Below are 21,875 nucleotides of genomic sequence, written 5' to 3'. Positions count from 1 at the left end.
GGGAGGTGGGTTGATGACTGTCGCGGCTGACGCTGCCATGCGTAGCGACACGTGCGTCCCCACGTCCCGGGCCCACGGCTGACCTTTCATACGGCCGGGCCCTCCCACTCAAAGGGTTTCCTCCGTTGACTCAGCACTCTGAGACTCAGCACTCCGAAAACGCGATCTCCGACGCCTTCTTCTCCCTCCACCACGGCCTGCCGCGGCAGGGTCCCGGCTCGGACTCCACCACCCGCGCGCTGCTCGCCCTCGCCGGCGAGCTGCCCGCACGTCCGCGCGTGCTCGACCTGGGCTGCGGCCCCGGCCGGTCCGCGCTGCTCCTCGCCGCCGAGGCAGGCGCCGAGGTCACGGCCGTCGATCTGCACGAGCCGTTCCTGGCCGAACTGCGCGCGGAGGCGCACGCCCGCGGGCTCGCCGACTCCGTGCGCACCGTCCGCGCCGACATGGGGGAACTCCCCTACGCGGACGGCTCGTTCGACCTGATCTGGGCCGAGAGCTCGGTCTACAGCATCGGCTTCGACACCGCCCTCGACGCCTGGCGGCGGCTGCTCGCGCCCGGCGGGACGCTCGTCGTCACCGAGTGCGAGTGGACCACCGACACCCCGTCCGACGAGGCCCGCACCTTCTGGGACGCGCACTACCCGCTGCGCGCCCCCGAGGACAACACGCGCGCGGCACTCGCCGCCGGGTACGCGGTGCTCGGCACGGTGTCCCAGCCGGAGTCCGACTGGGACGAGTACTACGGCCCGCTCGGCGCCCGCGCGGACGCGGCCGACCCCGGGGCCCCCGGCATGGCCGAGGCCCTGGCCTCGACGCGCGCGGAGCTCGCCATGCGCCGTGAGCACGCGGCCGAGTACGGCTATCGGGGCTACGCCCTGCGCCCGGCGGGCGACGGCTGGCGCACCCGGCCCGAGGCGGCGTCCGGCGCCGACCGCGCGGCCGTGCACGCCGTGAACGCCGCCGCGTTCCCGACCGTCGCGGAGGCCGACCTCGTGGACGCCCTCCGCGAGGACCCCGGGGCCTGGCTCGACGGGTTCTCGTACGTCGCCGAGACGGCGGCGGGCGAGATCGCGGCGCACGCCCTGATCACCCGCTGTCACGTGGACGGCGCCCCGGCCCTGTGCCTGGCGCCCGTCGCGGTGCTACCGGCGCATCAGGGAACGGGCGCCGGTTCGGCCGTCGTGCGCGCCGTGCTGCACGCCGCACGCGCGCGGGGCGAGCAACTGGTCCTCGTGCTCGGGCACCCGGACTACTATCCGCGGTTCGGTTTCACCCCGGCCTCGGCCTACGGGATCCGGCCAAGTTTCGAGGTGCCGGACGAGGCCATGCAGGCCCTCGCCCTGACGGGGCCGTCCGGAGCCGACGGTTCCGGGCCACTGCCGCGGGGCACGATCACGTACCCGGCGGCCTTCGGGGTCTGATCCCCACGGCATCCGCGTGTCCCGTCCCCGGCGTCGGGGACGGGACATGCGGGGCCACCGGAGTGCCGGGAGTACTGGTGTCGTACGGCAGACTTGAGACCCGAGACCGAAGCGAAGGATGGGTATGCCGATCACACCTGCCACCGCGGCGAACAGCTCGTCGAACGGCACCGGAGAGACAATCTTGCTGGAACTCGTGGACGAGGACGGCAGGACGATCGGTACGGCGGAGAAGCTCGCCGCCCATCAGGCCCCCGGGCAGTTGCACCGGGCGTTCTCCGTCTTCCTCTTCGACGAGCAGGGCCGGCTGCTGATCCAGCAGCGGGCGCTGGGGAAGTACCACTCCCCCGGCGTCTGGTCCAACACCTGCTGCGGCCACCCGTATCCGGGCGAGGCGCCGTTCGCGGCCGCCGCCCGGCGCACGTTCGAGGAGCTCGGCGTCTCGCCGTCGCTGCTCGCCGAGGCGGGCACCGTGCGCTACAACCACCCGGACCCGGATTCGGGCCTGGTGGAGCAGGAGTTCAATCACCTCTTCGTGGGGATGGTGCAGGCCGAGCTGCGCCCGGACCCCAGCGAGGTGGGCGACACGGCGTTCGTCACGGCCGATGAGCTGGCGGAGCGGCACGCGAAGGGGCCGTTCTCGGCGTGGTTCATGACGGTCCTGGACGCGGCGCGGCCCGCGGTCAAGGAGCTGACGGGGCCGGGCGCGGGCTGGTAGTCCGGGCCTTCCCGGCTCCCCCGGCCTTCGGTCCGGTGGGGCTCAGACGCCGTTCGGCTTCAGGGGCAGGGCCGCCCAGATGACCTTGCCCCCGCTCGCCGTGTGCTCGACGTCGCAGGCGCCGCCCGCCTCGCGGGTGATCTCCCGGACCAGGAGCAGGCCGCGGCCGCCCGTCTGGCCGTAGTCGGCCACCAGGGCCGTCGGGCGGTAGGGGTGGTTGTCCTCCACGGAGACCCGCACCCACTCGGCGCCGACCGCGACCTCCACGGCGAGCATCGGCGACAGCAGCGCCGCGTGCCGCACCGCGTTGGTGACGAGCTCGGAGACGATAAGCAGCAGCCCCTGCACCAGTTCGTCGGGCGCCGGCACGCCCTGGCGGGCGAGCAGGTCGCGCACCGCGTGCCGTGCCTGGGGCACGGAGGCGTCGACGGCCGGGGCCGTGAACCGCCACACGCCTTCGTACGGCACGTGCCCCCCTCCCCCGGGGAGCGGGCCCGGCTGCTGCCCTCTCCCGTCGTTCCCCATTGCCCGGTCCCCGCCCTCGCGCTCGATTGTCACCACACGTCGAGTGTTGGGAACGCACTGGTCCGTACCGCGCTACTGACCAGAAGTCAGCGACTATCGACGGGAATTGATCGCGCCCGCATGACGCCGTCAGTTGCGCGACTGCTCCTGCCCTTCTTGTTCTGCCTTCAATGGTTCTTCAGGTTGTACGGCTTCGGGGTCCCGTGCGCCGTCGGGCGTGACCATGCTGATGAGGCGGCGGCCGCCGATCGCCGTCGCGAGCAGGCCGAGCCCGTCGAAGAGCAGCGCGAGCGAGAAGAACGTACCGATGACGTACTGGCTGCTGCTCGGCCACGAGCCGAGGACGAGCACGGCGAGGAGCACGCCGAAGGCGCCCTGAAGCAGCGTCACGGCCATCTGCGGGCCGCGCACCACCAGGCTGCCGACGAGCCGGAACACCCCGCCGGTGAGGAAGAGCAGCGCCGCGAACATCGTCAGCGCCTCCGCGGCCACGTCCGGCCTGCGGATCACGACGACGCCCGCCGCCAGGTTCAGCGCGGCCACCACCACGCCGAGCCAGAAGAAGTTCGAGCCGCGCGACTGCACCGCGTGCAGCAGCGCGACGATGCCGCCCACCAGGAGCAGCCAGCCGAACAGCAGCATCGAGGTGAGGGTGGCGAAGCCCGCGTACACGATGCCGACGAGTCCGCCGACGGCGAGGATCGCGCCGAGCAGGGCGAGCCAGCCGAGACTGCGGTGGAGCCTGGCTCCCTGGTCCGCGGCGTCGTTCCCTTGGCCTGCCTGGTCCGTGCCCGTCCCCTGGCCGTCGGGGCCGGGGCCGTCGGGGCCTGCCTGCTTGCGTCTGCCGCCCATCCGCATCGCGCCCATCGGAGGCCTCCGTCCGCCGTTCGAAGCCGCCCCTTCTTGATCGTACGTTCGCGGGGTGCGGATAGCATCCGGCGCATGGAGCCGCAGCTGAGGCACGCCGTCGCCGACGGCGTCGCCACCGTCGTCATCGACCATCAGGCCAAGCGCAACGCCATGACGGCGGACATGTGGCGCGCGCTGCCGCCGCTGCTCGCGGCGCTCGCCGCCGACCCGGGTGTGCGGACGCTGGTCCTGACCGGCGCCGGGGACACGTTCTGCGCGGGCGCCGACATCTCGTCCCTGCGGGCCGAGCCCGGCCGCCCCCAGGAGCTCGCGGTGCGGGCCGAGGAGGCGCTTGCGGCGTTCCCCAAGCCGACGCTCGCGGCGATCCGCGGGTACTGCGTGGGCGGCGGCTGCCAGTTGGCGGCGGCCTGCGATCTGCGGTTCGCCGACGAGGGCGCGGCGTTCGCGGTCACTCCGGCGAAGCTGGGCATTGTCTATCCGGCGTCGACGACACGGCGGTTGGTGTCGCTCGTCGGCCCCTCGACTGCCAAGTACCTGCTGTTCTCCGGCGAGTCGATCGACGCGGCGCGGGCGCTGCGGACCGGGCTCGTGGACGAGGTGCTGCCCGCCGGTGAACTGGACGCGCGCGTCAAGGAGTTCACGCGCGTCCTGGCCTCGCGCTCGCTGCTCACGCAGGCAGCGGCGAAGGAGTTCGCGGGGCCCGGGGAAGGCCGGGAGGCCCACTGGGCCGAGCAGATGCGCGAGAGCGGCGACACCGCCGAGGGTGTCGCCGCCTTCCTGGAGCGCAGGCAGCCGCGGTTCGCGTGGACGCCGCCGCGGGGGTAGGTGCCCTCCGGTTACGCCTTCGCCCCCTCCTGCTCCTCGTCGTTGAAGCGGCTGCGGTCACGGAACATGCTCACGATGTGGGCAGGCGCCTTCTCCGGCGATCCGGCGTCGTAGGGCGGCTGGGGGTCGTACTCGATCATCAACTGGACGGTCTGCGCGCGCTCGTCGCCCGCGATCCTGCCGACCAGGGCGAGGCCCATGTCGATGCCCGCCGACACCCCGGCCGCCGTCACGTACTTGCCGTCGAAGACCACGCGCTGCCCCGTGGAGCGCGTGCCGAGCCGCTCCAGTTCCTCCAGGGCCAGCCAGTGCGAGGTCGCCGAGCGGTCCTTGAGGAGTCCGGCGGCGGCGAGGGCCAGGGAGCCCGTGCACACGGAGGTCGTCCAGGTGCTGGTGGTGTCGGCGGTGCGCAGCCAGCCGAGCAGCGATTCGTTCTCCATCTGGTCGCTCTGCCCGGGGCCTCCGGGGACCACCACGATGTCCGGGTGCGGCACCTCGGCGAAGGTCTTGTCGGCGACGAGGCCGAGCCGGCCGCTGTCGTCGCGCACGGTTCCGGCGCGCTCGGCGACGAAGACGACCTCGGCGTCCGGGATGCCGCTCAGTGTCTGGTACGGGCCGATGGCGTCCAGGACGGTGAAGCGTTCGTACAGGGCGATGGCGATCTGCATGCGGGCTCCTCGAAGGTGGGCCTGAGGGTCGACGGTGGGTCTTGAGTGGGTGGTCAGTGGGTGGTCCGGGTGGTCAGTGAGTGGTCAGTGGGTCGTGAGTGCGCCGCGGAAGCGGCGGCGGTACTCCGCCGGTGCCGTGCCGAGCGCCTTGACGAAGGCGCGGCGCATGGCCTCCGGGGTGCCGTAGCCGCAGGCGCGCGAGACCTGCTCGACGCCGTCGGCGGTGTCCTCCAGAAGCCTGCGCGCGTGCTCGACCCGGACGCGCTCGACGTACTTGCCCGGCGTCGTGCCGGTCTCCGCCTGGAAGGCGCGCGCGAAGTGCCGGGGGGAGAGCCGGGCGCGCTCGGCGAGCGCGTCCACGCTGAGGTCGCCGCCGGGGTGTTCGGTGATCCACTGCTGGACCTCGCGCAGCGGCTCCCGCCGGGCGGTCTGCACCGACAACTGGGCGCTGAACTGCGCCTGGTTGCCCGGCCGTCGCAGGAACACCACGAGGTAGCGGGCCACGGTCAGCGCGGTGTCCCGGCCCAGGTCCTCCTCGACCAGGGCGAGCGCGAGGTCGATGCCCGCCGTCACGCCCGCCGAGGTCGCGACATGGCCGTCGCGTACGTAGATGGGGTCCGGGTCCACGTCGATGTCCGGGTGGTTCCTGGCGAGGGTGTCGCAGTACGCCCAGTGGGTCGTCGCACGGCGCCCGTCGAGCAGGCCCGCGGCGGCAAGGAGCATGGCGCCGGTGCAGACCGAGACCAGGCGCCGGGCGCGCGGCGCGTGGGCGCGGAGCCAGGCGATCAGTTCGGCGTGCTCGTCGCGGGTGCCGGCGCCGCCCGGGACGAGGAGGGTGTGCGGGGCGCCCACGGCGGAGCCGTCAGTCGATGCCGTCAGCTCGGTCAGCGACACGTCCGGCACCAGTGTGAGCCCGCTGGACGTCCGGACGGGGGCGCCGTGCAGGGACGCGGTGCGCACCCGGTACGGCGCCTCGGGGCCATGGACGTGGCTCGCCCCTGTGAAGACCTCCAGAGGGCCGGTGACGTCGAGGCTCTGGACGCCGTCGAAGAGGACGACGAGGACGGTTCGCTGCTCCATGCACTCGATTCTTGGGGTGGGGGCGGGGTGGCCGCAATGACGGGCTCCCCACTATTCCTGCCATGATCGGCGTGCGGCGTGGGGTGGGTGGTTCGCCAGATTGCCCTTCACGTCATACCGACCAGTCGGTAACGTATGGGCATGACCTCTTCGACGACCGCCGCGCCGACCGGCACACCCCTGCCCCCGCGCGCGGGACGGCGCTGCTACAGCGTGCTCAACGCCATCCACACCCCGCACTATTTCTCCCCCGACGCGGGCCGTGAGCTGGCCGAGCTCGGCATCACGCACCCCAAGGCCGTCAACTTCGCCATCCGGGCGGCGGCGATGGGGGCCGTGGGCGCGGGCACGGTGACGGCCGCGTTCTACAACTACAAGCCGGAGGTCGTCGCCCGGTTCGTGCCCGACGTATGGCGCACCGCGTCCCCCGAGGACGTGCTTGCCGCCCGGCTGCGCGCCGTCGACTCCACCCTGCGGCGGCTCCTCGGGGACGAGGCACTGGCGTCGCCGGAGATGGCGGAGGCGGCCCGGCTCGCCCTGGAGGCCGCGGAGGCGTGCTCGCCGAGCGGGCGTCCGCTGTACGCGGCGCACGCCGCCCTGCCCGTGCCCGACGAGCCGCACCTGGCGTACTGGCACGCGGCGACGCTGCTGCGCGAGCACCGGGGCGACGGCCACCTCGCCGCACTCCTGGACGCCGAACTCGACGCCGTGGAGGCCCTGGTGAGCCACACCGCCACGGGCAAGAGCATGACCCCGAAGTGGAACCTGAACACCCGCGGCTGGACCCAGGAGGACTGGGACGCGGCCGTCGAGCGGCTGCGCGGGCGCGGACTCGTGGACGGCACCGGCGAGTTGACGGAGGCGGGCGTCGCGCTGCGCAAGCAGATCGAGGAGCGGACCGACCGCCTGGACCGGGCGCCCTACGAGCACCTCGGCACGGCCGGTGTGGAGCGGCTCACGGAGTTGGGCACCGTCTTCGCGGGTGCGGTGGTGCAGGCGGGCGCGTTCCCCGGGGACCTGCTCGGCAAGGGCTGAGCTTCTCGGGCGGCTCCCGAAGCATGTGCCCCGGACCCCGGGGTACTCGCCCGTCCCGCGGCCTCGAACCACTCCTCCGTGAAACGTGAAAGGGGGCCGGGGAGACGAAGGGAGAACCTCGTGTTCCGTGCGATCGCAGATGTGCTGCGCCAGATCGCTGGGGCCATCGCCACCGTGGTCACCCTGCCGTTCCGGGCGCTGGCCCGGCTGTTCGGCGGAGCGTCACGTTCCGGACGCCGGTCGGGCCGCGGCCGCCGGGTCTGACCGCGCGACCGGCCGGGTCCGGCTGTCCCATGGGCCGGGTCCGGCCGCACCACCGCCGGGTCTGACTGCCTCACTGTCGGTGCCACCTGCCACAATTGCCGGGCAACCTCAGTGAGAAGGCGGTACCGGAACGTGACGACCACCCCAGCGTCCATCGAAAGCAGGATCGCCGAGGAGCTCGGCGTGCGGGAGCGGCAGGTGAAGGCCGCCGTGGACCTGCTCGACGGCGGGTCGACGGTGCCCTTCATCGCGCGCTACCGCAAGGAAGCCACCGAGATGCTCGACGACGCGCAGCTGCGCACGCTCGAGGAGCGGCTGCGCTATCTGCGGGAGCTCGAGGAGCGGCGGAGCGCCATCCTCGACTCCGTGCGCGAGCAGGGCAAGCTCACCGACGAGCTGGAGGCCCGCATCCGCGAGGCCGACACCAAGGCCCGCCTCGAAGACATCTATCTGCCCTTCAAGCCGAAGCGGCGCACGAAGGCGCAGATCGCCCGCGAGGCCGGGCTCGAACCGCTGGCCGAGGGGCTGCTGTCGGACCCCACGGTGGAGCCGCTCGCGGCCGCCGCCGCGTTCGTCGACGCCGACAAGGGCGTCGCCGAACCGCAGGCCGCGCTCGACGGCGCCCGTGCCATTCTCACCGAGCGCTTCTCCGAGGACGCCGACCTCATCGGTGAGCTGCGCGAGCGCATGTGGGTGCGCGGGCGGCTCGCCGCGAAGGTGCGCGACGGCAAGGAGGAGGCGGGCGCCAAGTTCGCCGACTACTTCGACTTCGCCGAGCCGTTCACCGACCTGCCCTCGCACCGCATCCTCGCTATGCTGCGCGGCGAGAAGGAGGACGTGCTCGACCTGGTCCTCGAGCCGGAGGAGCCGAGCGATCCGGCCGCCCCGGTCGTCCCCACAGTTCCGTCTGCGTATGAAGGCTCCATCGCCCAGCGCTTCGGGGTCGCCGATCGCGGGCGTCCCGCCGACAAGTGGCTGGGCGACACGGTCCGTTGGGCCTGGCGGACCCGGATCCTGGTGCACCTCGGCATCGACCTGCGGCTTCGGCTGCGTACGGCCGCGGAGGACGAGGCGGTGCGGGTGTTCGCCGCGAACCTGCGCGACCTGCTGCTCGCCGCCCCCGCGGGCACGCGCGCGACGCTCGGCCTCGACCCCGGTTTCCGTACGGGCGTGAAGGTCGCCGTCGTGGACGCCACCGGCAAGGTCGTGGCGACGGACACGATCCACCCGCACGTCCCGGCGAACAAGTGGGACCAGTCCCTTGCCACCCTCGCGAAGCTCGCCAAGGAGCACGACGTCGACCTGGTCGCGATCGGCAACGGCACGGCGTCCCGCGAGACCGACAAGCTCGCCGGTGAACTGATCACCAAGCACCCGGAGTTGAAGCTCACCAAGGTGATGGTGTCCGAGGCGGGCGCGTCGGTGTACTCGGCGTCGGCGTTCGCCTCGCAAGAGCTGCCCGAACTCGACGTGTCGCTGCGCGGCGCCGTGTCCATCGCACGGCGCCTCCAGGACCCGCTCGCCGAGCTGGTGAAGATCGACCCGAAGTCCATCGGCGTGGGGCAGTACCAGCACGACCTGTCGGAGGTGAAGCTCTCCCGCTCCCTCGACGCGGTCGTGGAGGACTGTGTGAACGGCGTCGGCGTGGACGTGAACACGGCGTCCGCCCCGCTGCTCGCCCGGGTGTCCGGCATCGGCTCCGGCCTCGCCGAGAACATCGTGGCGCACCGTGACGCGAACGGCCCGTTCAAGAGCCGCAAGGGCCTCAAGGACGTGCCCCGCCTCGGCCCGAAGGCGTACGAACAGTGCGCGGGCTTCCTGCGCATCCGCGACGGCGACGACCCGCTGGACGCGTCCAGCGTGCACCCCGAGGCGTATCCCGTGGTGCGGCGCATGGCGGGCACCGCGGGCGGTGACGTCGGCGCGCTGGTCGGCAACACGGCGACGCTGCGCGCCCTGAAGCCCGCCGAGTTCGTGGACAACGTGTTCGGTCTTCCGACCGTCACCGACATCCTCAAGGAGCTGGAGAAGCCGGGCCGCGACCCGCGCCCGGCCTTCAAGACGGCGACCTTCATGGACGGCGTCGAGAAGATCTCCGACCTCGCCTCCGGGATGGTCCTCGAAGGCGTCGTCACGAACGTCGCCGCGTTCGGCGCGTTCGTGGACATCGGCGTCCACCAGGACGGCCTCGTCCACGTGTCGGCCATGTCCAAGACCTTCGTCAAGGACCCGCGCGACGTGGTCAAGCCGGGCGACATCGTCAAGGTGAAGGTCCTCGACGTGGACGTACCGCGCAAGCGGATCTCCCTGACGCTCAGGCTCGACGACGAGGCGTCCCAGGACTCGGCCGCGGGCGGCGGAGCCGGCGGCGCCCGCAGGGAGCGCGGCGGACGTCCGCCGCAGCAGCGCAGGGAGCAGGGTCAGGGTCAGGGTCGGGGCGGCCAGGGTCAGGGGCAGGGCCGGGGCGGCCAAGGCCAGGGTCAGGGCCGCGGTGGCCAGGCCCGAGGACAGGGCCAGGGCCAGGGCGGCGGCAGGCCCCAGCGCCAGCAGCGGCAGGGCCCGCCGCCGGCGAACGACGCGATGGCGGAGGCGCTGCGCCGGGCCGGTCTGGTGGACCCGAAGCGGCGCTGACGCGGCGAGGGTGACGGGCACGGGGGCTGTGGCCTGGGGCTACGGCCCCCGTGCATGTCGGCGGACGGCCCGCAGGCGCGCCGGGCGGCTCCCGTCACCCCAAGCCCGCGGAACTCCCGGGGACGGTGTGACCACGGAGGTCACGGCGACGGTTCCTCCGGTCAGGTCAACGCGACGGTTCCGTCACCCTGCCCCCAGCCACCTCCAAGCGGCGCGTGACGCTCACCGCGTCGAGCATGCGGCGGTCGTGGGTGACCAGGAGGAGTGTGCCTGTGTAGGAGTCCAGGGCCGATTCGAGTTGTTCGATGGCGGGGAGGTCGAGGTGGTTGGTCGGCTCGTCGAGGACCAGGAGGTTCACGCCTCGGCCCTGGAGCAGGGCCAGGGCGGCGCGGGTGCGTTCGCCCGGTGACAGGGTCACGGCGGACCGCAGGACGTGGTCGGCCTTGAGGCCGAACTTGGCGAGCAGCGTGCGGACTTCGGCGGGGTCGGTGTCCGGCACGGCCGCGCGGAACGCGTCGAACAGCGACTCCGCGCCGTGGAACAGGGCGCGGGCCTGGTCGACCTCGCCCACGACGACGCCCGAGCCGAGCGCCGCGTGCCCCTCGTCCACCGGGACGCGGCCGAGCAGCGCGGCGAGCAGGGTCGACTTGCCCGAGCCGTTGGCGCCGGTGATGGCGACGCGGTCGGCCCAGTCGAGCTGGAGGTCGACCGGCCCGAGCGCGAACGTCCCGCGGCGGACGACCGCGCCGCGCAGGGTGGCCACGACCGTGCCGGAGCGCGGTGCCGTCGCGATCTCCATGCGCAGCTGCCACTCCTTGCGGGGCTCCTCGACGACGTCGAGGCGCTCGATCATCCGCTGGGTCTGGCGCGCCTTCGCGGCCTGCTTCTCGCTGGCCTCGCTGCGGAACTTGCGGCCGAGCTTGTCGCTGTCGGTGGCCTTGCGGCGGGCGTTCTTCACGCCCTTGTCCATCCAGGACCGCTGCATCTGGGCGCGGTCCTGGAGGGCGGAGCGCTTGTCGGCGTACTCCTCGTACTCGTCACGGGCGTGCCTGCGCGAGACCTCGCGCTCCTCCAGATACGCCTCGTACCCACCGCCGTAGAGGTTGATCTGCTGCTGCGCCAGGTCGAGTTCGAGGACCTTGGTGACCGTGCGGGCCAGGAACTCGCGGTCGTGGCTCACCACGACGGTGCCCGCGCGCAGTCCGCGTACGAAGGCCTCCAGGCGCTCCAGGCCCGCCAGGTCCAGGTCGTTGGTGGGCTCGTCGAGCAGGAACACGTCGTAGCGGGACAGCAGCAGCGAGGCGAGGCCCGCGCGGGCGGCCTGGCCGCCGGAGAGCGCCGTCATCGGGTGGTCGAGGCCCACGTCGAGGCCGAGCGAGTCGGCGACCTCCTCGGCGCGTTCGTCGAGGTCGGCGCCGCCGAGGGCGAGCCACCGCTCCAGGCTGTGGGCGTACGCGTCGTCGGCGCCGGGCGCGCCCTCGACCAGCATCTCGGTCGCCTCGTCCATGGCGGTCTGCGCGGCGGCGACGCCGGTGCGGCGGGCCAGGAAGGCGTGGATCGTCTCGCCGGGGCGGCGCTCGGGCTCCTGGGGCAGGTGGCCGACCGACGCCGACGGGGGCGACAGGCTGAGGGCGCCGGACTCCGGGGTGTCCAGGCCCGCGAGGAGGCGCAGGAGGGTGGACTTCCCGGCGCCGTTGGCGCCGACGAGGCCGATGACGTCGCCGGGGGCGACGACGAGGTCAAGGCCCTCGAAGAGGGTGCGGTCGCCGTGGCCGGCGGCGAGGTGCTTCGCGACAAGTGTGGCGTTCATCAGGTGCATGAGCCTAATGCGGCGCCCGCCCGCCACAGGACCAGGGCCGCCACGGGCCGCCCGCGCTCAGGGCGACCCGGGCGACGACACAAGGACGCTGTCCGGCGTCCGCGCCACCACGAACTGGGACTTGCCCGGCAGGGCGACCCGGTGCTCACCGGGTTCGAGGACCGCGTCGAGGACCTCGTGGACACGGGTGCGCAGCAGCCGGTCGACGCGGTAGGCGGTGAGCCGCACCCGGCAGGTCGAGGTGACCTCGGTGACCACCGCGTCACCGGAGAGCACCAGCCGCGTGAGGCGCCGCTGCGCCCGCGGGCTGCGGTCGAGGGCGTACTCGATCTGGGCGACGAGCAGCGGAACGATGGGCGCGAGCCCGTCGACGTACGCCACCTCGACCCCCGCCCCCTCGAAGGCGGCCCGCACCGCGTCCCGGGTCCGCTCCGGCACCGCGCGCCCGAACGCCACGGCGCCGTACGTCCGCAGCTCCTCCTCCGGCACCCCGGCCGCGTCCGCCGCGATCTCCGCGCCGATGCCGATGGTCCGCAGCGCCGCCGCGAGCTTGGCGAGCAGCGCCACCCGCGCCCCGATGAGCAGCACGCGCCGCCGCCCGGAGTCGGGCCCGACCCCTTCGAGCAGCCGCCCGAGCTCCTCGCGGTACTCGCCGCCGCGGAAGCGGAAGGGACCTATGCCGCGGTAGCCGTTCAGCTCCAGGTCGGCGTGGTCGGAGGTCTGCCAGGCGAAGTCCCGCCAGACATAGTCCTCGCCCTCGTCGCCGACACGGTCGATGACGGCCGTGACGGCCCCGCACTCCAGGCCCTCGCACTCGGGACAGCCGTAGATCACATACCGCCCGTCGTGCAGCGGGGCCTCGGCTTCGAGCAGGAGCCTGCGCACATGGGTGGTGAAGATCGCCGGCGGGATGTCGGAGGCGAGCGGGGACACGGCGTCGAGGTCGGCGAGCTGGAACAGCAGCGGGCGGCCGTTCACGATGAAGTCGACGAAGTCACGGTGCACTTGGTAGTCACCGTTGGCGAGAACTCCACCGGCGCGCATCGCCGGTGCCAGGCCGAAGGTCGCGTATTCGGCAGACATGCTGTGAGTATCCCCACCCGGTGGCGGGTCTGCGCACGGCATGACGCATTCCGCTACGTTTCCGGGATGGGTGGGAGCCGCAGGACCGATGTGATCGTCGTGGGCGGTGGGGTCGTCGGACTCACCACCGCCGTGGTGCTCGCGGAGCGCGGCCGCCGCGTCCGCGTCTGGACGCGGGACCCGGCCGGGCGCACGACCTCGGCCGTTGCGGGCGGCCTGTGGTGGCCCTATCGCATCGAACCCGAGGCGCTGGTGGGCGAGTGGTCGCTCGCGTCCCTCGCGGTGTACGAGGAGTTGGCGGCGGAAGCGGAACACACGGGCGTACGCATGGTCGAGGGCGTACACGCCGACACCGTGCTGGACGGGCTCGGGCCCTGGGCGGCGCGGGTGCCGGGGCTGCGCGCGGCGACCGGCGCGGAGTACGCGGGGGTCGGGCTGTGGGCGCGGCTGCCGCTGATCGACATGCCGGCGCATCTGGCGTGGCTGCGCCGGCGGCTGCTCGCGGCGGGCGGGACGGTCGAGCGGCGGACGGCGCGCGGCTTCGACGAGGCGTTCGGCGAGGCGCCGGCCGTCGTCAACTGCGCGGGCCTGGGCGCCCGGGATCTCGTGCCGGACAGCGCTGTGCGCCCCGTGCGGGGGCAGCTGGTGCTGGTGGAGAACCCGGGGATCCGTACGTGGTTCACGGCCGCGGACTCCGCGTCGGCGACGACGACGTACTTCATGCCGCAGCCGGGGCGGCTCGTCCTCGGGGGCACGGCGGACGACGGCGACTGGTCGCTCGATCCGGATCCGGCGGTGGCGGCGGCGATCGTGGAGCGGTGCGCGCGGGTGCGTCCGGAGATAGCGACGGCGCGGGTGCTCGGGCACCTGGTGGGGCTGCGGCCCGCCCGCCCGGCGGTGCGCCTGGAGCGCGAACCGCGGGACGGCGGGCGGACGCTGGTGCACAACTACGGTCACGGCGGGGCCGGGGTGACCGTGGCGTGGGGCTGTGCGCGGGCGGCGGCGCGGCTCGTAGAGGAGCCCGCCGCCGCCTGACACACGTGCGCCCGTGACGGGCGGTCGGAGCACCACCGGCCGTGGCGCTCCGGGGTACCGGCCATGGCCCGGGGGCCCTGGCCGGTACCGGATCTCAGCGGGCCGGGTCGGGGCGCGGTTCGGCGCCCGTGTCCGCGTCGCCGTCCGCGTCGCCGTTCTCGGACGGGCCGATCTGGAGCTCGAACTCGCCCACGCCGTACTGCTCGTGACCGGCGATGACGGCCTTCTCGACGGCTTCCGTGCCGTGTTCGCCGCGCACGATGAGCGGGTCGTGGCGCAGGTCCCGCATCAGCGCCACACACATCCCGATCATCACGAGGGTGAATGGCGCCGCGACAAGAATCGTCAGATTCTGCAAGCCCTTGAGGGCGTTGTCCTCCCCGTCGCCGATGAGCAGCATGATCGCGGCGACCGCGCCCGTGAGCACGCCCCAGAACACGACCACCATCCTGCCGGGTTCGAGCGAGCCCTTCTGGGAGAGCGTGCCCATGACGATCGACGCGGCGTCCGCGCCGGACACGAAGAAGATGCCGACGAGAATCATCACGAGCAGGCTGGTGGCCGTCGCGATGGGGTACTCGTGCAGCAGGCCGAAGAGCTGTGCCTCGGGAGTGTCGTCGCCCTTGAGGCCGCCGCCCTCCTTGACCTTCATCGCGCTGCCGCCGAAGACGGCGAACCAGATCAGGCTGACGGTGCTCGGCACCAGGATGACGCCACCCACGAACTGCCGGATGGTGCGGCCGCGGCTGATGCGCGCGATGAACATGCCGACGAAGGGCGTCCAGGAGATCCACCAGGCCCAGTAGAAGACCGTCCAGCCACTCAGCCAGGCCGCGACGCCTTCACCGCTTGAGGCCTCCGTGCGCCCGATGAGCTGCGGCAGATCGTCGAGGTACGCGCCGATCGAGGTGGGCAGCAGATCGAGGATGATGACCGTCGGGCCCGCGATGAACACGAAGACGACCAGGAGCAGCGCGAGCACCATGTTGATGTTCGACAGCCACTGGATGCCCTTCTCCACACCGGAGACGGCGGACGCCACGAACGCCACGGTGAGGACGGCGATGATGCTGACGAGCAGTCCGGTGCCCGCCTTGTCCATCCAGTCCAGTTCCTCGAAGCCGCTGCCGATCTGCAGGGCGCCGAGGCCAAGCGAGGCGGCGGAGCCGAAGAGCGTGGCGAAGATGGCGATGATGTCGATGACCCGGCCCCACGCGCCGTGCGCGTGCTTCTCGCCGATGAGCGGCACGAAGACGGAGCTGATGGTCTGGCGCCGGTTCCGGCGGAACGTGCTGTAGGCGATGGCGAGGCCGACGACCGCGTAGATCGCCCAGGGGTGCAGCGTCCAGTGGAACAGGGTGGTCGCCATGGAGGTCTCCATGGCGGCCGCCTTGTCCGCGGGGTCGGTGCCGGGCGGCGGCGTGGTGAAGTGGGCCAGCGGCTCGCTCACTCCGTAGAACATCAGGCCGATGCCCATGCCGGCGCTGAACATCATCGCGACCCAGGACACGGTGCGGAACTCGGGCTCCTCGCCCTCCTTGCCGAGCGTGATCTTGCCGTACCGGCTGACGGCGAGCCACAGGGCGAATACCACGAAGCCGGACGCCGCCAGCATGAAGAACCAACCACCGTTGTGGATCAGGTCTTCGAGCATGTCCGACGAGATGTCTTCGAGGGTGTCCGTCGCGGTGGCGCCCCAGACCACGAAGGCGAGGGTCAGTCCGGCGGTGACGCCGAAGACCACGCGGTCGGTCTGCGGGGGCCGGCCGCCGGGGAGGCCCGCCGATGTCGGCGGGCCTCCTCCGGCGTCCGCTTTCTGGGATTCCTGGGTCACAAGTGCACCTTTCGCGGAGTGTTTGATCGTCGTGGTGTTTCTCCGCTACCCCCTACCACATGTGACGTGCGCTCCGATGCCTCAACAGTCGGTGTCGGGCTGCCCCGTGACGAGGTGATAGGGCGCGCGTTCGTCCAGGAGCAGCGGTACGAGCGCACGTGCGGGCTGCCGCAACGGCACGAGCAGGCCCGTGCCGTCCCGCTTCACGGTAACGCCGTGGAGGCCGAGTTCATCCTTGACGTCGGCGAACTGTTGAGGTGTCAGCCGGTAGCCGCAGGCCGGATCGTCGATGACTTCGCCGGGTTCGGCGGGGTCGTTGTCGGCGCCGCCCAGGTAGACGGGTCCGCGGTCGCGCAGTCCGGCGAGACGGGATGCGGTGCTCGCCGCCTCGAGCTGCCACCGGTTCTCGTCCGCGTACGAGAACAGGCCGTCGAGGGCGGAGAGTTGGGAGTGCACCCGGCGGCGGTTGTTCAGGGCCTCGTCGTTCTTCTCGGCGTCCGTGAGGGGGTCGACGCGGCTTTCTATGAGGAGCCCGGCGGCGTGCTTGAGGCCGGAGGCGTTGCGCAGGATGCGCTCCTGGCCGTCGCCCGCGACCTGTTTGATGGGCTCACCGGTGACGGGGTCGGTCCAGATGCCGTACGTGCCCGTGGTGTAGCCGTCGGCCTCGGCGGCGGGCCTGACGTAGTCGAGCGAGAGCTTCTTGGCCTCGTCGTGCACCGCGCCGTAGGTGTTCAGGTTGCGCGGCCAGAGGTCGAAGAGGTCCTTGTCGTAGAACTTGGGGGTGGCGCCGTACTCGTGCAGGTCGTAGATGGCGTCGGGCTTGCGGTCGCGGATGACGGCGGCCATCGCGCGGCCCTCGGCGGTGGCGAGGGCGATGTGGTCGCGGTTGATGTCGACGCCGTCGGAGTTGCCGCGGGTGTTCGCGGCGCGCCCGTCGGGGTTGGCGGTGGGCACGACGAGGAGCGTGGTGCGGGACAGGAACCGCTTGGTCTTCTTGTCCTTGGCGTACGCCAGGTCGCGGACGGTGGTCAGGCAGGCCTCGCGGCCCGACGGTTCGTCGCCGTGCTGGCTGCACACGAGCAGCACGGTGCTCGCGGTGCGGCGCTCGCCTATGCGGACGAGCTGCACGGGCCGGTCCTGCTTGGTGGTGCCGATGCGGGTCAGGGACACGCGGTCGGTGGCCTTGTCGATGGTCTTCAGGAGCTTCTGCTCCTCGGGCCGGCTGGTCCAGCGCGCCCCGTTGGTCTCCTCGAAGCCGGTGCGCGGCGGTGCGGGCGCCGCCTGCGCGGGCGCCGCGAGGAGCGGCGCGGCGAGGACGGCACAGGCGCCGGTCAGGGCGAGGGCGCGGATGCGGGGTCTCATGAAGTACGGCCTCCAGGGACGCGGTCGATCGGACGCGGCGGTGCGACACCGTCGAGCCGGGACTCGCGCGGTGCGGGGATACGCGGGGCGGTGGTGAGGGCCTTGGCGCCGCCGACGAGCGGGACGCGGGCGACGGTGCGGGCGAGGTCGACGGTGAGGCCGGGGGTGTCGGCCGGGGGCAGGATGAGGTTCCGGTCGGTGCCGCCGACGATCAGCGCGAGCCGGTGGCCCTTCGGTACGACGTGGTCGCTCGCGGCGAGGTCGAGGGTGATGGTGTACGCCTTGCCGGGGGTCAGCGGGCCGCCCTGCTGGTCGGAGGCGTGGTTGCCGAGGTCGGCCCAGCCGCGGCTGAAGATGGTGTAGTCGACGTCGGCGGTCCTGGCCGCGGTGTTCTTGAAGCAGGAGCTGTCGCCGGTCGTGCTCGACCCCCAGCAGGAGCGGTCGGGGAGCGTGTTGATGCCCTCGTCGTCGTGGGCGTAGTCGCGGATGGTGTCGGGGCCGAGGTCGACGAGGACGGCGCTCAGGTGGGCCGTGGGCGTCGTGGGCGTCACCGTGACGGTCACCCGTGAGGAGCCGGAGACCCGCAGGTCGCGGGTGAGCGGCTTGGTGGTGAACCCGGCCTTGGCGGGCGTGGACGTGTCGATGGCCGCGGCCCAGTCGGTCTCGCCGAGCCGCCGGTCGTCGGTGAACGTCTCGGTGCCCTTGCCGCGGCTCGTGCCGAGGGTGCCGACGCCGGGCGCGGTGCCCTTGGCGGGGCGCAGCGCGGTGGTGTGGGTGGAGCGGGGCGGCCAGGTGCGGTCGGTGGTCCAGCGGTCGGGGGCGCGCTCGATGTCGGCCATGGGCTCGCGGTCGATGCCGTTGCGGTAGCCGAGGAGTTCATGGTCGAACCAGCGGTGCAGGGTGCGCACCCAGTCGGCGCGCCGGAAGTCGAACGGGTCGACGTGTCCGGTCTGGCTCAGCCAGATCTTCCGCTGCACGCCCGCGTCGGCCAGCGCGTCCCACCACCGCCCGAAGTGCTTGGTGCGCACGTTCAGGTCCTGAAGCCCGTGCACCACGAAGACGCTGGCCTTGACCTTGCGGGCGTCGGGGACGTGGTCGCGCTCGGTCCACAGGGGGGTCCAGTCGCCGCTGCGGGGCGCGCCGTCGATCAGCTTCTTCTGTACGTGGCCGCAGCGGGCGCGGGCCTCGGGGCTCTCCACGTAGTCGGACAGCCACTCGGGGCCGCCCTGCAGCGGGGCGCCCTTGGCGAAGTAGTAGTCGTACCAGGAGGAGATGGCGCCGATCGGCACGATCGTCTCCAGGCCCTCGACGCCGGTCGCGGCGACGCCGTTGGCGACGGTGCCGTCGTAGCTCTTGCCGATCATGCCGGTGCGGCCGTTGGTCCAGTTCGCGTCGGCGCGCTTCTCGCCGGTGCGCGAGGTGTAGGCGCGGGCGCGGCCGTTGAGCCAGTCGACGACGGCCTTGGCGGACTTGACGTCGGAGCGGCCGCCGACGTCGACACACCCGGCGGACCGGTTGGTGCCCGCGAGGTCGACGGCGACGAAGGCGTAGCCGCGGGGCACGAAGTAGTTGTCGTAGTAGAGCGGGAACCGCACGGGCTTGCCGCTCGCGTCGTACGTCTTCTTCTGGCTCTCGTTGCCGCGCCCGCAGCAGGAGTAGTACGGGCTGGCGTCCATGATCACGGGTATCTTCCGGCCCTGCCGGGCCGGTTCGCGGGGCCGGACTATGTCGACGGCGACGCGGTCGGGGGTGCCGTCCGCGTCGCCGTCGATCCGGATGTCGACCCACACGGACTCGCGTATCGCGTCCGCGTAGGAGTAGACGGGTCTGCTCTCCTTGGCCCGGCCTGCCGCCTCGGGGGCCGTCTGCGTGCGCGGCGCGGAGTGCGCGGCGCCGCCCGGCGACAGGAGGGTGGCGAGCAGGGCGGCAAGGGCCGCCGCCAGGAGAGTTCTCCAGGTCGTCGAGGTCGTCAGGCGCGTGCGTCGCGCGCGTATCGGCATGCGCGGAAGGTACACGCGTCAACAGCCGCCGGAAAGAGGGCCGCAGGTGTGTCCGAAAGGTCCATGGGGCGTGTTCGCACATGTCGGCCGAATGGCGATCGTGTGACATATGCGGCCATGGACATGGCCAGGGGTGACAGTGCTCAATAGGGTCGTCGCATCGTGAGCTTCAACCCCCCGCACCGCTCGTTGACTTGATGACTTGGAGAAACTCCGTGCACCGCAGACTCATCGCCCCTGGCGCGCTCGCGGCCTCGCTCGTCCTGCTGGCGATCCCGGCATCGGCCGCCGACTTCTCGCCCGGGGCCCCCGGGGCGGGCGACCCCTATTACCCGGACGCCGGCAACGGCGGTTACGACGTCTCGCACTACGACCTGCGCCTGAAGTACCAGCCGAAGACGGACCTGTTGGAGGGCACGGCCACCCTGCAGGCCACCACCACGCAGGACCTCTCGCGCTTCAACCTCGACTTCGGCCTGAAGGTCAGCGAGGTCCGCGTGAACGGCAAGAAGGCGGCGTTCGCGAAGACCGGCGAGCAGGAGCTGGAGATCACGCCGAAGGCGGGCCTGGCCAAGGGCAGTTCCGTGTCGATCGTGGTCCGCTACGCGGGCAAGCCCTCCGAGGTGAAGATCCACGGCTTCACCGCGTGGCAGCGCACCCCCGACGGCGGCGTGGCGGCCCAGGAGCCGGAGTCGTCGGCCTGGTGGTTCCCGGGCAACGACCACCCGCGCGACAAGGCGACGTACGACGTGTCGGTGTCCGTGCCCGACGGCACGCAGGCCATCTCCAACGGCGTGCTGCAGTCGCAGTCCTCCAAGCTCGGCTGGACGCGCTACAACTGGCGCTCCAACAAGCCGCAGGCCACGTATCTCGCGACGCTCGCCGTCGGCAAGTTCGACATCACGACGGACAAGACCGAGAACGGTCTGCCCGTCCTCAACGCCTACAGCAAGGACCTCGGCGACAACGCGGGGGCCGCGCGCGCCAGCATCGAGCGGACCACCGAGGTCGCCGAGTGGCTGGAGGAGGTCTTCGGCAAGTACCCCTTCAACGCCCTTGGCGGATACGTCCCGAACGTGCCCACCAGCTTCGCCCTGGAGACCCAGACCCGGCCGTTCTACAGCCCGAAGGCCTTCGCCAACGGCTCCAACGTCTCCATCGTGGTGCACGAGCTGGCCCACCAGTGGTACGGCGACAGCGTCTCCGTGGAGAACTGGAAGGACATCTGGGTCAACGAGGGCTTCGCCCGCTACAGCCAGTGGCTGTGGTCCGAGAAGGAGGGCGAGGGCACGGCGCAGGAGCTCGCCGACTACGTGTACGCGAACAACGCGGCGGACTCCCCCTTCTGGCAGGTCAAGCCCGGTGACCCGGGTCCGGACAACCAGTTCCACATCGCCGTGTACGACCGCGGGGCGCTCGCCCTGCAGGCGCTGCGCAACGAGATCGGCGACAAGGCGTTCTTCCGCATCCTGAAGGGCTGGCCGAAGGACCGCGCGTACGGCAACGCCTCGGTGCGGGACTTCGTGACGTACGCCGAGAAGGCCAGCGGCAAGCCGCTCTCCGCGCTCTTCGACACCTGGCTCTACCAGGCGGGCAAGCCGGGCAAGCCCGCCGCGACGGACGCCGGGGTCGCCCGGTCCGCCGCCGCGGGCGCGGTGGCGAAGCCGAAGTCCTGGAAGAAGATCGCGGCGACGAACTCGCTGCACGACCACGAGGCCGGGGCCGGGCACGCCAAGGGCCACGACCACTGACGTCGGCGCCGCTTCATGGCGGTCCCCCGCCCGTCCGTTCAGCGGGCGGGCGGGCGGGACCGCCGGGCGCGGTGGGCCAGTGGGGCGTAGCGGAGGCGCGAGGGCAGGCGGGGGGACACCCAGCGGACCACGCGGCCGAAGCGGCGCAGGCGGCGCTCCTGCGCGGGCGTCCACGCGAGGCCGATCGCCGCGCGGGCGTCGGCGGGCATCAGGCCCACGGTGAGGAACCGCCGGAACCGGGCGAGGCCGGGCAGCAGCACGGGCCACAGCACCCGCAGGACGAGCCGGACAGCCCGTGGGCCGCGGTCGGGCGGCGGCACCCAGCGGTCGACGGCGACGAGGTCACGTACGACCTCCGTCTCTTCGAGCTCCTCGGCCAGCACACGCCGGTAGTACGGCCAGAACTCCTCCAGGGACTGCGGCATGTCCCGGTCGTGGAGCCCGAGCACCCGGCCCACCTGGAGCCACTCCGCGTACAGCTGCCGCTCCTGCGCGGGCGTGAACGGCTGCCCCAGGTAGACCCGGGAGTGCCGGTAGACGGGGAACCCGGTGGCGTGCACCCACGCGTAGTTCGCGGGTGTGAGCGCGTGATAGTCCCGCCCGCGGGTGTCGGTGCCCCGGATGTCCCGGTGCAGCGCGCGCAGCCGGCGCCCTTCCGCCGCAGCGGCCTCTCCCCCGTACACCCAGAGCTGCAGGGACCGCAGCGACCGCTCGCCCCGGCCCCACGGGTCGGTGCGGAACACCGAGTGTGCGTCGACGCCCGCCCCGACGGCGGGATGCGCCACTTGCATGGCCATCGCGGCGGGCAGGGCGAGGAGCGTGCGGTACTCACCGGCGATGTCCCACAGGATCCCGTCGGGCGGGGGCGGGGGCGGCTCGGGGTCGGGCACGTCTCCAGTATGCGGCGGTGTGCCCGCCCGGTGCGCGGCGCCCGGGAGCCGTGCGGACACGGCA

The 21,875-nt window shown here is 72.4% G+C and carries 18 protein-coding genes; 8 read left to right on the top strand and 10 right to left on the bottom strand.

Annotated features, from left to right (window positions below):
* The first annotated feature begins 125 nt into the window (after positions 1-125).
* Both IEY91_RS04960 and idi read left to right on the top strand, forming a co-directional pair.
* Positions 126-1,421, top strand: coding sequence for a bifunctional class I SAM-dependent methyltransferase/N-acetyltransferase (locus IEY91_RS04960; protein WP_189173000.1), 1,296 nt, complete (start codon positions 126-128; stop codon positions 1,419-1,421).
* A 124-nt stretch (positions 1,422-1,545) separates the two neighbouring features.
* A complete protein-coding gene (gene idi, locus IEY91_RS04955; RefSeq protein WP_164318333.1) occupies positions 1,546-2,139 on the top strand; it encodes an isopentenyl-diphosphate Delta-isomerase in 594 nt (197 codons plus the stop codon).
* 42 nt (positions 2,140-2,181) lie between these two features.
* Here the strand turns inward: idi and IEY91_RS04950 are convergent, their stop codons facing one another.
* Both IEY91_RS04950 and IEY91_RS04945 read right to left on the bottom strand, forming a co-directional pair.
* Positions 2,182-2,700: an ATP-binding protein gene (locus IEY91_RS04950; RefSeq protein ID WP_373287888.1), complete on the bottom strand. Its 519-nt coding sequence runs from the start codon at positions 2,698-2,700 to the stop codon at positions 2,182-2,184.
* Positions 2,701-2,793: 93 nt separating this feature from the next.
* Complete coding sequence (locus IEY91_RS04945) at positions 2,794-3,522, bottom strand: HdeD family acid-resistance protein (protein ID WP_373287892.1); 729 nt, start codon at positions 3,520-3,522, stop codon at positions 2,794-2,796.
* Positions 3,523-3,606: 84 nt separating this feature from the next.
* Between IEY91_RS04945 and IEY91_RS04940 the strand changes: the two genes are divergently transcribed.
* Positions 3,607-4,359, top strand: a complete 753-nt coding sequence (locus IEY91_RS04940; protein WP_189172999.1) for an enoyl-CoA hydratase/isomerase family protein — start codon at positions 3,607-3,609, stop codon at positions 4,357-4,359.
* A gap of 11 nt (positions 4,360-4,370) precedes the next feature.
* Here IEY91_RS04940 and IEY91_RS04935 read toward each other — a convergent pair whose 3' ends face one another.
* Together IEY91_RS04935 and IEY91_RS04930 are read right to left on the bottom strand one after the other, a co-directional pair.
* Complete coding sequence (locus IEY91_RS04935; RefSeq protein WP_189172998.1) at positions 4,371-5,027, bottom strand: DJ-1/PfpI family protein; 657 nt, start codon at positions 5,025-5,027, stop codon at positions 4,371-4,373.
* A gap of 84 nt (positions 5,028-5,111) precedes the next feature.
* Positions 5,112-6,107: a GlxA family transcriptional regulator gene (locus IEY91_RS04930; protein ID WP_189172997.1), complete on the bottom strand. Its 996-nt coding sequence runs from the start codon at positions 6,105-6,107 to the stop codon at positions 5,112-5,114.
* Between the two features lie 135 nt (positions 6,108-6,242).
* Here IEY91_RS04930 and IEY91_RS04925 point away from each other — a divergent pair, with 135 nt between their 5' ends.
* The 3 genes from IEY91_RS04925 to IEY91_RS04915 all read left to right on the top strand — a co-directional run bounded on the left by IEY91_RS04925 (position 6,243) and on the right by IEY91_RS04915 (position 10,037).
* Positions 6,243-7,142 (top strand): SCO6745 family protein, encoded by a 900-nt coding sequence (locus IEY91_RS04925; protein ID WP_189172996.1) that lies wholly within the window; start codon positions 6,243-6,245, stop codon positions 7,140-7,142.
* A gap of 120 nt (positions 7,143-7,262) precedes the next feature.
* Positions 7,263-7,406 carry an LPFR motif small protein gene (locus IEY91_RS04920; RefSeq protein WP_189172995.1) on the top strand — a complete coding sequence of 48 codons (144 nt, stop codon included), beginning with the start codon at positions 7,263-7,265 and terminating at the stop codon, positions 7,404-7,406.
* A 132-nt stretch (positions 7,407-7,538) separates the two neighbouring features.
* A complete protein-coding gene (locus IEY91_RS04915; RefSeq protein ID WP_229696707.1) occupies positions 7,539-10,037 on the top strand; it encodes a Tex family protein in 2,499 nt (832 codons plus the stop codon).
* Between the two features lie 166 nt (positions 10,038-10,203).
* Here IEY91_RS04915 and IEY91_RS04910 read toward each other — a convergent pair whose 3' ends face one another.
* The gene (locus IEY91_RS04910) at positions 10,204-11,847 is read right to left on the bottom strand and encodes an ABC-F family ATP-binding cassette domain-containing protein (protein ID WP_189172993.1); all 1,644 of its coding nucleotides are present in this window, start codon (positions 11,845-11,847) and stop codon (positions 10,204-10,206) included.
* A gap of 66 nt (positions 11,848-11,913) precedes the next feature.
* Positions 11,914-12,939: an oxidoreductase gene (locus IEY91_RS04905; RefSeq protein ID WP_164318347.1), complete on the bottom strand. Its 1,026-nt coding sequence runs from the start codon at positions 12,937-12,939 to the stop codon at positions 11,914-11,916.
* Positions 12,940-13,005: 66 nt separating this feature from the next.
* Here IEY91_RS04905 and IEY91_RS04900 point away from each other — a divergent pair, with 66 nt between their 5' ends.
* Positions 13,006-13,974, top strand: coding sequence for an FAD-dependent oxidoreductase (locus IEY91_RS04900; RefSeq protein ID WP_189172992.1), 969 nt, complete (start codon positions 13,006-13,008; stop codon positions 13,972-13,974).
* Between the two features lie 94 nt (positions 13,975-14,068).
* Here the strand turns inward: IEY91_RS04900 and IEY91_RS04895 are convergent, their stop codons facing one another.
* From IEY91_RS04895 to IEY91_RS04885, 3 genes are all read right to left on the bottom strand, one after another.
* A complete protein-coding gene (locus IEY91_RS04895; protein ID WP_373287887.1) occupies positions 14,069-15,808 on the bottom strand; it encodes a BCCT family transporter in 1,740 nt (579 codons plus the stop codon).
* A gap of 81 nt (positions 15,809-15,889) precedes the next feature.
* On the bottom strand, positions 15,890-17,170 hold the full coding sequence (locus IEY91_RS04890) for a M14 family metallopeptidase (protein ID WP_189172991.1): 1,281 nt from the start codon (positions 17,168-17,170) through the stop codon (positions 15,890-15,892).
* The gene (locus IEY91_RS04885) at positions 17,167-19,170 is read right to left on the bottom strand and encodes a Xaa-Pro dipeptidyl-peptidase (RefSeq protein WP_189172990.1); all 2,004 of its coding nucleotides are present in this window, start codon (positions 19,168-19,170) and stop codon (positions 17,167-17,169) included. The genes IEY91_RS04890 and IEY91_RS04885 overlap by 4 nt, the downstream gene beginning before the upstream one ends.
* A gap of 215 nt (positions 19,171-19,385) precedes the next feature.
* Here IEY91_RS04885 and IEY91_RS04880 point away from each other — a divergent pair, with 215 nt between their 5' ends.
* A complete protein-coding gene (locus IEY91_RS04880) occupies positions 19,386-20,921 on the top strand; it encodes a M1 family metallopeptidase (protein WP_164318355.1) in 1,536 nt (511 codons plus the stop codon).
* A gap of 38 nt (positions 20,922-20,959) precedes the next feature.
* On the opposite strand, the gene IEY91_RS04875 is transcribed toward IEY91_RS04880, so the two are convergent.
* On the bottom strand, positions 20,960-21,811 hold the full coding sequence (locus tag IEY91_RS04875; RefSeq protein WP_164318357.1) for an oxygenase MpaB family protein: 852 nt from the start codon (positions 21,809-21,811) through the stop codon (positions 20,960-20,962).
* Positions 21,812-21,875: the final 64 nt, after the last annotated feature.

The organism is Streptomyces lasiicapitis (assembly GCF_014646335.1).
GTDB classification, from domain to species: domain Bacteria; phylum Actinomycetota; class Actinomycetes; order Streptomycetales; family Streptomycetaceae; genus Streptomyces; species Streptomyces lasiicapitis.
This window is presented reverse-complemented; position numbering and strand designations above follow the sequence as displayed.